This is a genomic window from Frisingicoccus sp., assembly GCA_016298055.1.
Classification (GTDB): Bacteria; Bacillota; Clostridia; order Lachnospirales; family Lachnospiraceae; genus Frisingicoccus.
Genome location: JAEDDO010000007.1, coordinates 23,679 through 31,306, shown reverse-complemented (window position 1 = coordinate 31,306; position 7,628 = coordinate 23,679). Strand labels below are relative to the sequence as shown.

5 protein-coding genes are annotated in these 7,628 nt (G+C 41.2%); all 5 read left to right on the top strand.

Translation table 11 applies throughout. The annotated features are described in order from the left end of the window. The coding region (locus QZZ35_RS01560) for a glycogen/starch/alpha-glucan phosphorylase (protein ID WP_291235850.1) at nt 1–1,729 on the top strand (1,729 nt) is incomplete at its 5' end. A 233-nt stretch (nt 1,730–1,962) separates the two neighbouring features. Then, complete coding sequence (gene tig, locus QZZ35_RS01555; protein ID WP_291235849.1) at nt 1,963–3,234, top strand: trigger factor; 1,272 nt, start codon at nt 1,963–1,965, stop codon at nt 3,232–3,234. A 30-nt stretch (nt 3,235–3,264) separates the two neighbouring features. After that, nucleotides 3,265–3,846 (top strand): ATP-dependent Clp endopeptidase proteolytic subunit ClpP, encoded by a 582-nt coding sequence (clpP, locus tag QZZ35_RS01550; protein WP_291235848.1) that lies wholly within the window; start codon nt 3,265–3,267, stop codon nt 3,844–3,846. A gap of 26 nt (nt 3,847–3,872) precedes the next feature. Further along, entirely contained in the window at nt 3,873–5,174 is a 1,302-nt protein-coding gene (clpX, locus tag QZZ35_RS01545) for an ATP-dependent Clp protease ATP-binding subunit ClpX (RefSeq protein WP_291235847.1), read from the top strand. 72 nt (nt 5,175–5,246) lie between these two features. Next, nucleotides 5,247–7,622 (top strand): endopeptidase La, encoded by a 2,376-nt coding sequence (gene lon / locus QZZ35_RS01540; RefSeq protein WP_291235846.1) that lies wholly within the window; start codon nt 5,247–5,249, stop codon nt 7,620–7,622. The last annotated feature ends 6 nt before the right edge of the window (nt 7,623–7,628 follow it).

Sequence of the window (7,628 nt, the reverse complement as noted above, 5' to 3'; positions counted from 1 at the left end):
AAAGTTTGGCATGGGTGATTATCGTCAGTCCGTTGAGCAGGAGAATCTGGCCAGAAATATTGTAGACGTGCTTTATCCGAATGACAGTCATTATAGTGGTAAAGAACTGCGTCTGAAACAGCAGTATTTCTTTGTTTCTGCCAGTGTTCAGCAGGCTGTACAGAAATATAAAGAGACACATGATGATCTTAAAAAGATGCCGGAAAAGGTATGTTTCCAGTTAAACGATACCCATCCGACCGTTACGGTTCCTGAACTGATGCGTATTCTTATGGATGAAGAAGGACTTGAATGGGATGAAGCATGGGATATTACAACGCGCTGTTGTGCTTATACAAACCATACAATCATGGCAGAAGCTTTGGAAAAATGGCCGGTAGACTTATTTATGCGTCTGCTCCCAAGAATTTATCAGATCGTTGAGGAAATCAATCGTCGATTCCTCATTCAGGTTGAAGAACGTTATCCGAACGACTACAGCAAGATTCGCAACATGGCGGTGCTTTATGAAGGTCAGGTAAGAATGGCAAATATGGCTATTGTAGCAGGATTTTCCGTCAATGGTGTTGCACGTCTTCATACAGAAATCCTGAAAAAGCGTGAGCTTAAAGATTTCTATGAAATGATGCCGGAGAAGTTCAATAATAAGACAAACGGAATCACACAGAGACGATTCCTTCTTCACGGTAATCCGCTTCTGGCTTCATGGGTGACAGAAAAGATCGGAACAGATGCGTGGATCACAGACCTTTCTCTGATCAAGGGTATTGAAAAGTATGCAGATGATCCGAAGGCACAGCAGGAATTTATGGATATCAAATATCAGAACAAGCTGCGTCTTGCAAAATACATTAAAGAACATAATAATATTGATGTGGATCCGAATTCTATTTTTGATGTTCAGGTCAAACGTCTTCATGAGTATAAACGTCAGCTGCTGAATATTCTTCATGTGATCAGTCTGTATAATCAGTTAAAAGCCAATCCTTCGATGGAATTTTATCCGACAACCTATATCTTTGGTGCGAAGGCGGCAGCTTCTTATGAAGTCGCAAAACAAATAATCCATTTGATTAACAGTGTAGCGGATGTTGTAAATAATGATCCGGATATTAACGGACGTATTAAAGTTGTATTTATTGAAAATTATCGTGTATCCAATGCAGAAATTATTTTCGCAGCCAGCGATGTTTCTGAACAGATTTCTACAGCAAGTAAAGAAGCCTCGGGTACAGGCAATATGAAATTTATGCTTAACGGTGCAGTCACACTTGGAACAATGGATGGAGCCAATGTGGAGATTGTTGAGGAAGTTGGCGCGGAGAATGCCTTTATCTTTGGTATGTCTTCAGAAGAAGTTATGGCTTACGAGGCAAATGGGGGATACGATCCGGTAGCTATTTACGATAATGATGCGGATATCCATAAAGTTCTTGATCAGTTAGTGGACGGTACATTCAGTAACGGAAACAAGACAACGTTCGAAAAAATCAAGTGTTCACTCATCGGACCTTCCAACAACCGTCTGGATCCATATTTTGTGCTGAAAGATTTCAGATCTTATGCAGAAACAAGAGCGCGTGTGAACAAAGCTTATCAGGATAAGGCACGCTGGGCGAAGATGGCGATGCTCAATACGGCAAATTCGGGTAAATTTACATCAGACCGTACAATTGAAGAGTATGTAAGAGACATTTGGCATTTAGAGAAGGTTCAGGTAACTTTATAAAAAGAAAAAGCAGGAATACTGCCTTGAAGTAAATAGCATTTGATGTGAAGCTGTGCGGCAACCGGTGGAAACTGCGCAGCTTCCTTACGCGAAAATTTCAAAATCGCCTATTTACAGATGACTTTTCTTATTATATACTATAGATTAAAGTGCGCAAGAATGCTCTCATGCATATAGTATACGGATTCGTCAGACGAGTTGGTATAATTATTATAAGGAGGAATAGAAATATCATGAGTGTACAGGTAGAAAAATTAGAGAAAAATATGGCAAAACTTACAATTGAAGTGGAAGCTGAGAAATTTGTTGCTGAAACAGTGAAAGTTTATAATAAAAATAAAAATCAGATCTCTGTTCAGGGTTTCAGAAAAGGTAAAGCACCTCAGGCTCTTATCGAAAAACTTTATGGAGCAGGAATTTTTTATGAAGAAGCAGCAGATGCTCTGATTCAGCAGGTATATGGTGATGCAGTAAAAGAATCCGGTCTTGATATCGTTTCTTACCCATCCATCGAACTTGTACAGGTAGAAAAAGGAAAACCTTTCATCTTTACAGCTGAAGTTGCTGTAAGACCGGAAGTTGAACTTGGACAGTACATGGGTGTTGAAATTGAAAAAGTTGAAACAGAAGTAACAGAAGAAGAACTTGAAGCTGAAATTAAGAGACTTCAGGATCAGAACTCCAGAGAAATCACAGTAGAACGTCCTGCTGAGAATGGTGATACAGTTGTGATCGACTATGTAGGTTCTGTTGATGGTGTGGAATTCGAAGGTGGTAAAGGTGAAAACTATCCGCTCGTTCTTGGTTCCAATTCCTTCATTCCGGGATTTGAAGAACAGTTAGTAGGTGCAGCAGCAGATGCAGATGTGGATGTTAACGTTACATTCCCGGAAGAATACCATGCAGAAGAACTTGCAGGTAAAGCAGCTTTATTCAAAGTTAAAGTTCATGAAGTAAAAACAAAAGAATATCCGGAAGTAGATGATGAATTTGCACAGGATATCTCTGATTTTGATACACTTGCTGAGTTTAAGGAAGACCTTATGAAACGTCTTGCTGAACGTAAAGCAGAAACAGCGAATGCTGAAAAACAGCAGAAGGTTATGGACGTTGTTGTCGGAAGTGCAAAGATGGATATTCCGGATGCAATGGTTCAGAAGAGTGTTGATGATATGATGAATCAGTACGCTCAGCAGCTTTCTTCTCAGGGATTAAGCATGGATGTTTACTTCAAGTATACAGGTATGACACCGGTTCAGTTAGCTGAACAGTTCAAACCACAGGCATTGGCAAATATTAAGAACCGTCTTGTTCTTGATGCTATCGTTGCTGCTGAGAATATTGAAGTAACAGAAGAAGATATTGATAAAGAAGTTAACAGAATGGCTGAAGCATGGAAGCTGGAGCCGGCAAAAGTTAAAGAGCTTATTGAAGAAGATGTTCGTAAAGATTATGCGGCACAGAAAGCTCTTGAAATTATTACTGACGCAGCAGTTGAAAAATAATCAGCCCGACTTTAATTAGGAGGAGTAAAATTGAGTTTAGTACCTTATGTCATTGAACAGACAAGCAGAGGCGAACGTTCCTATGATATTTTTTCACGTCTTTTGAAAGACCGCATTATCTTTCTCGGCGAGGAAGTTACCGATGTTTCTGCAAATCTGATAGTATCTCAGTTATTGTTTTTAGAGTCTGAAGATCCGGGAAAAGATATCAGTCTTTATATTAACAGCCCGGGCGGCTCCGTTACAGCAGGTATGGCTATTTATGATACCATGCAGTACATCAAGTGTGATGTTTCAACGATCTGTATGGGTATGGCTGCCAGCATGGGGGCTTTCCTTCTGTCCGGAGGAACAAAAGGAAAACGTATGGCGCTGCCGAATTCAACGATTATGATTCATCAGCCATCCGGCGGTGCTCAGGGACAGGCTACAGAGATCAATATTGTGGCAGAGCAGATTTTAAAGACAAGACAGAGATTAAACGAAATTCTTGCAGCAAATACGGGAAAACCACTGGAAGTCATTGCACGGGATACAGAACGTGATAACTATATGACAGCCCAGGAAGCTAAAGAATACGGACTTATTGACAGAGTAATTGTCAGCAGATGATATAATGAAAGGCCGGAGGTATCATAATGGCAGGACGTGTGGAAGATAAAAAAGTTCCAAGATGTTCTTTTTGCAATAAGACTCAGGATCAGGTTCGAAAATTAATTGCAGGTCCCGGGGCATTTATCTGTGATGAATGTGTAGGTATTTGCTCAGAGATCATTACTGAAGAGTTTGAAGAAGAAGAAGATATTGCTGAAGGCATATGTCTGTTGAAGCCTATGGAGATCAAGGCTTTCCTGGATGATTATATTATCGGACAGGATGATGCAAAGAAAGCATTGTCAGTAGCGGTTTATAATCATTATAAGCGTATTATGGCAGACAAAGATTCGGACGTGGAACTTCAGAAAAGTAACGTGCTTTTGATCGGACCAACAGGTTCAGGTAAAACTCTGCTGGCTCAGACATTGGCAAAGATGCTCAATGTGCCTTTTGCCATTGCGGATGCTACAACTTTGACAGAGGCAGGTTATGTCGGTGAAGATGTAGAGAATATTCTTCTCAAGCTTCTTCAGGCAGCCGAGTATGATGTAGAGCGTGCAGAATACGGCATTATCTATATTGACGAAATTGATAAAATAACAAGAAAATCTGAGAATGTTTCAATAACACGCGATGTTTCAGGTGAAGGTGTACAGCAGGCATTATTAAAGATTCTTGAGGGAACGGTTGCATCCGTGCCGCCTCAGGGAGGCCGCAAGCATCCGCATCAGGAATTTATTCAGCTGGATACAACGAATATTCTTTTTATCTGCGGAGGCGCTTTTGATGGTCTTGATAAGATCATTCAGTCAAGAATTGGTCAGAAAGGTATCGGTTTTGATTCTATGCTTCAGCAGACAGAAAAGGAGAAGAATATCGGAGAATTGTTCCGGAAAACTTTGCCTGAAGATCTGGTTAAGTTTGGGTTGATTCCTGAATTTGTTGGACGTGTTCCGGTATGTGTTGCACTGGATCTTCTTGATGAAGATGCACTTGTACGCATATTGACTGAGCCAAAGAGTTCTTTGATTAAACAGTATCAGCGATTATTTGAACTTGATGGTGTACATCTGAGCTTTGATGAGGAAGCGGTTCGTGAGGTCGCAAGACGATCTTTCGAGCAGAAGACCGGGGCCAGAGGTCTTCGTGCGATTATTGAGGAGACGATGATGGATATTATGTATCGGCTTCCATCCGAAGAGATGGTGGATTCCTGCGTTATCACAAAGGATGTGGTAGATGGAAAGGGTGAACCGGTACTTACTTATGGAGAAAAGACACCTGTAAAACGGGTGTCCGGCAATAGGAAAGCTGTTCCAAAGAGCAGCGGCGAGATTGCCTGAGTGATTTGAATGCAGGGGCTGTACCTTATGGGTACAGCCCTATTAGTTCATTACAGGAGAGTGATACGAAAGATGAATGATATAATTATGGAACTTCCGGTGATAGCTTTAAGAGGTTTGTCGATACTTCCGAATATGATTGTTCATTTTGAGGTGAGCCGAAGTAAATCAAAATTAGCGATCGAAGCGGCTATGTTAAAAGATCAGAATATTTTTCTGCTGACTCAGAGAGATCCGGATGAGGAGAATCCTCAGAAAGACGATCTTTATGAATTTGGAACAGTGGCAAAGATCAAGCAGATTGTAAAATTGTCAAAAGATTCCTTGCGAATCATGGTAGAAGGTGTTTACAGAGCCCATCTGGATAACCTGATCATGACAGAACCGATGCTCAAGGCTGAAGTTACGGTTTATGATAAAGTTATTTGTGAGATCGACGAAGTACAGCAGGCCGGTTATGTCCGATATCTGCATGAGCTTTTAGAAAATTATGCTATGCAGAATAAAAATTTCAGCAATGAACTTGTGCGTCAGCTTCTTGAAGAAGAAGATTTGCTGAAGCTTGTAGATCAGCTGTGCACGAATATTCCTATGGATTATAAACAGCGTCAGGTATGTCTGGAAGCAATTGATCTTCAGATGCGTTTCGAACAGCTGGCTCAGTTTATGAATAAAGAGATTGAGATGATCCAGATCACCCGCGAGATTCAGGCGAAAGTGAAAGAACGGGTGGATAAAAATCAGAGAGAATATATTTTAAGAGAACAGTTAAAAGTTATTAAGGAAGAATTAGGAGAAGACTCTAATCAGACAGATGCGGATCAGTTTGAGGCACAGCTTCAGCTTCTTGAAGCCAGTGATGAGGTGAAAGAAAAGATCCACAAAGAAATTGAGCGGTTCCGCAATTCAGCGAATATGGCTTCCGAAAACGGTGTGATCCGTGGTTATGTAGAAACATTGCTGGCGATGCCGTGGGATAAGAAGGATGAAGAGAAGGTCAGCCTGAAAGCGGCACAAAAGGTGCTTGATGAAGATCATTACGGACTTGAAAAAGTAAAAGAGCGTATTCTGGAATATTTATCTGTTCGTTTGCTTACAGGTAAAGGTGAGAGTCCAATCTTATGTCTTGTGGGACCTCCGGGAACAGGTAAAAGTTCAATTGCCCGTTCTGTTGCCAGAGCACTTGATAAAAAATATGTCCGTATCAGCCTTGGCGGTGTACGTGATGAAGCAGAGATCCGCGGACACAGAAAAACATATGTGGGTGCTATGCCGGGACGTATTGCTGCGGCTCTGAAAAATGCAGGAGTAAAAAATCCGGTTATGCTGTTGGATGAAGTGGATAAAGCGAGCAATGACCATAAAGGTGATGTCTTCTCTGCTCTGCTTGAAGTTTTGGATTCGGAACAGAATTCCAAATTCAGAGACAATTATATTGAACTTCCTGTAGATTTATCAGAAGTTCTCTTTATTGCAACTGCGAATACATTGTCGACGATTCCGAGACCGCTTTTAGACCGTATGGAGGTTATTGAGGTCAACAGCTATACAGAAAACGAAAAGATGCATATCGCTAAAGAGCATCTCATTCCAAAGCAGATAAAGATCCATGGCCTTAAAAAGAGTCAGATTTCCATTACAGACAAGGCATTAGATAAAATCATCGTGAATTATACAAGAGAAGCCGGTGTTCGAAATCTCGAGCGACGCATTGGTGATATATGTCGAAAAGCGGCAAGAGAGATTGTGGAAGAAGACAAGAAAAATGTTAAGATCGGCATCAAAACGCTGGAGAAGTATCTTGGAAAAGAGAAATACATTTTTGATGAGGCGAATACAAAGGATGAAATCGGTATCGTACGTGGTCTGGCATGGACAAGCGTGGGCGGTGATACACTCTCTGTCGAAGTGAACGTTCTTCCGGGTAAGGGAAAATTTGAATTGACAGGACAGCTGGGTGATGTTATGAAAGAGTCAGCGCATGCAGGCATCAGTTTTATACGATCTATGAGCAGTGAATATTTCATTCCTGAGGATTTTATTGATACACATGACATTCATATCCACATTCCTGAGGGGGCTGTTCCGAAGGATGGTCCGTCAGCCGGTGTGACGATGGCTACAGCTATGATTTCTGCCATCACAGGTGTCAAAGTTAAAGCAAGTGTTGCGATGACGGGTGAGATTACACTTAGAGGCCGTGTCCTTCCGATTGGCGGGCTTAAAGAAAAACTTCTGGCTGCAAAAGTGGCAAAGATTAAAACGGTTGTTGTCCCGGAAAAGAACCGTCGGGATGTTGAAGAGATGGAAAAAGAAATCTATCAGGGAATGGACATCGTATATGCATATACAATGGACGATGTATTAAAAACAGCGTTGGTTCATATGCCGCAAAAACCAGAGGAAGATACACAAACGGTGGCGTCACAAGAGACTGAGTGTGAGTAAAGGAGA

Excerpts from the sequence above, each read along its gene's own strand:
- clpX (WP_291235847.1), top strand. The coding sequence starts at position 3,873 with ATGGCAGGACGTGTGGAAGATAAAAAAGTTCCAAGATGTTCTTTTTGC.
- lon (WP_291235846.1), top strand. The coding sequence starts at position 5,247 with ATGAATGATATAATTATGGAACTTCCGGTGATAGCTTTAAGAGGTTTG.
- tig (WP_291235849.1), top strand. The coding sequence starts at position 1,963 with ATGAGTGTACAGGTAGAAAAATTAGAGAAAAATATGGCAAAACTTACA.